Here is a 2,741-nt window from a genome sequence, read left to right on the forward strand (position 1 = left end):
ATTTTAGGTGTAGCAACGTTCTCATACGTTCCGTTTATGTGGTTAAGCTTCGTTTCATTAATTTTGGCAGTTATTTACGGATATACAGGGAAATTTATTTGGTATGTAGATGACGTTGAAAAAGGGAAGCAAGCATCATAAAAAAATACCTTCTGCCACCGCAGAAGGTATTTTTTTTATACATACAAGTGAGAATTCTTATCATTTGTATGGAAGTCTGTTAAAATGAGAAATGTAGGTATTTTATTTTCAAGGGGATGAAAAAATGGAGTACAGAATTGAAAGAGATACATTAGGAGAAATGAAAGTTCCAGCTGATAAATTATGGGCAGCACAAACACAGCGTAGTAAGGAAAATTTTCCGATTGGAACAGAGCATATGCCGCTTGAAATTGTAAAAGCATTTGCGATTTTAAAGAAGAGTGCAGCGATTAGCAATCAAAAATTAGGGAAGTTATCAGAAGAAAAAGCACAAGCAATTGCGGAAGCTGCTGATGAAGTTATCGCAGAAAAATGGAATGAACATTTTCCACTTGTCGTATGGCAAACAGGTAGTGGTACACAATCGAATATGAATGTAAATGAAGTAATTGCAAACCGCGGTAATCAAATTTTGAAAGAAAAGGGATCTGACGTACATATTCATCCGAATGATGACGTGAACATGTCTCAAAGTTCAAATGATACGTTCCCAACGGCACTTCATGTAGCGTGTGTAATTGCGGTAGAAAATCATGTATTACCAGCCATTACGAAATTAAAAGAAACATTAGCAGAAAAAGTAACTGCATTTGAACATATTATTAAAATCGGTCGTACGCATTTACAAGATGCAACCCCTTTAACGTTAGGGCAAGAAATTAGCGGATGGCACCGTATGCTTGAAAAAGCAGAGCGTATGATTGCAGATAGCAATACATATATGAAAGAATTAGCAATTGGTGGTACTGCGGTTGGAACTGGAATTAATGCGCACMCTAAATTTGGTGAGATGGTAGCAGAAGAAATTAGTCTGTTTACAGGTAAACAATTTGTTTCTGCACCAAATAAATTCCATGCGTTAACGAGCCATGATGAAGTTGTATTTGCACACGGAGCATTAAAAGCATTAGCTGCTGATTTAATGAAGATAGCTAACGATGTGCGCTGGCTTGCAAGTGGTCCACGAAGTGGTCTTGGGGAAATTATTATTCCTGCAAATGAACCAGGAAGCTCTATTATGCCAGGGAAAGTAAATCCAACGCAAAGCGAAGCGCTAACAATGGTTGTAGCACAAGTTATGGGGAATGACACAACAATTGGATTTGCTGCGAGCCAAGGTAATTTTGAGCTAAACGTATTCAAACCCGTTATTGCTTACAACTTCCTGCAATCTGCTCACTTATTAGCTGATGCAACAGTTTCATTTAATGATAAATGTGCAGTTGGTATTGAAGCAGATGAAGAAGTAATTAATGAAAATGTAAATCGTTCATTAATGCTTGTAACAGCACTAAACCCACATATCGGGTATGAAAATGCCGCGAAAATTGCAAAGCATGCTCATAAAGAGGGATTAACTTTAAAAGAAGCAGCATTGCAATCGGGATTACTAACAGAAGAGCAATTTGATGAAATTGTAGACCCGAAAAAAATGATCGCTCCGAAAGAATAATAAAAGAGGCCAAGGTTCTTAATTTAGAATCTTGGCTTTTTTATCGCCCAAATAATCGCATTACTAACATCCCATTTCGTAAAACAATAAATGATAGCTAAAGGAAACTTTTGAATAGCTCGATTCCATTCTTGTCTAGCTTCTTCATACTCACAATCATATCTTGTAATAATTTCACCTGTTAATCTTTCATAACTTAACTCATACATAATAAGCACCTTTCATTCATTTTGTGTAGAAGTTTACTTTTTTAGAAATAGTGTATGTTCGTATCGTTTGTTTGTGATGGAGGGGTAGTATCTTTATGTAATAAAAAATAGACTAACTATTGGGTAGTTAGCCTGAGGGGAGAATAAATATGTAAACGGCGGTTTTGCTTGGGGAGGATATTCAATTCTTATATAGTTATCCTAATAGCATAGAACTGTCTCAAACAAAACTATTCATTTGAGGTGCTATTGACTATTTTCACATTTGGCCAGTTTTCTTTTAAGAGTGAAATGAATTTCTCCTCTTCTTGTGGTACGAAAGATGTTACTGAGTCGAATAAATTATAATKAATTTCTATTTGCTGTCTTGTCCAATTTTCTGAACGAAGCTTTTTACCAGAGTATTTAATTTGGCGTATATCTTCAAATGGAATTTCAGTACGGAGTATGAAACCATGTTTAACAACAAGGGCAGATTCCGTTATTTTGTAATGAGAAAAATAGAAAGAAGAGAGATTCACGATATTTAAGAGCATCATGAGAGTGAAAAAAATAGAATTCTCATTTTGAAAGAATAGGGAAATGAAAAAAACAACTAAAAACAATGAGATTAAAATGATATGAAATGGATTTTTTTTCGCTTTAAATTTCAAGTGAATCACCTCGGTATACCAGTTATTAAAATAATTAAATCACAATATTGTAATGAAACGTAAAAATATGCAACATTACATATTTTTACGTTTCATTATTCGTGTAAACTTTTTTTGATGGGGTAAATTTAAATGAAGTTTTACAAAAGTGGAGTTGCATAAAATGATTTGCAGAAAAAGCATTAAAGTAATAGTCATAATTAGTTGTATGATGATGATTAGTGG

At 34.3% G+C, this 2,741-nt stretch carries 2 protein-coding genes and 2 pseudogenes; 2 read left to right on the top strand and 2 right to left on the bottom strand.

Going from position 1 to position 2,741, the window contains the following annotated elements:
• Both AC1DTM_RS21945 and fumC read left to right on the top strand, forming a co-directional pair.
• Positions 1-141, top strand: a pseudogene (locus tag AC1DTM_RS21945) (Na+/H+ antiporter NhaC); the annotation flags it as partial.
• 124 nt (positions 142-265) lie between these two features.
• Positions 266-1,654, top strand: coding sequence for a class II fumarate hydratase (fumC, locus tag AC1DTM_RS21950; RefSeq protein ID WP_477000867.1), 1,389 nt, complete (start codon positions 266-268; stop codon positions 1,652-1,654).
• Positions 1,655-1,692: 38 nt separating this feature from the next.
• Here fumC and AC1DTM_RS21955 read toward each other — a convergent pair.
• Both AC1DTM_RS21955 and AC1DTM_RS21960 read right to left on the bottom strand, forming a co-directional pair.
• Positions 1,693-1,863, bottom strand: a pseudogene (locus tag AC1DTM_RS21955) (FAD-linked oxidase); the annotation flags it as partial.
• Positions 1,864-2,093: 230 nt separating this feature from the next.
• On the bottom strand, positions 2,094-2,516 hold the full coding sequence (locus AC1DTM_RS21960; protein ID WP_477000868.1) for a PH domain-containing protein: 423 nt from the start codon (positions 2,514-2,516) through the stop codon (positions 2,094-2,096).
• Positions 2,517-2,741: the final 225 nt, after the last annotated feature.

The sequence above is a fragment of the Bacillus sp. P4_D3 genome (genome assembly GCF_056401855.1).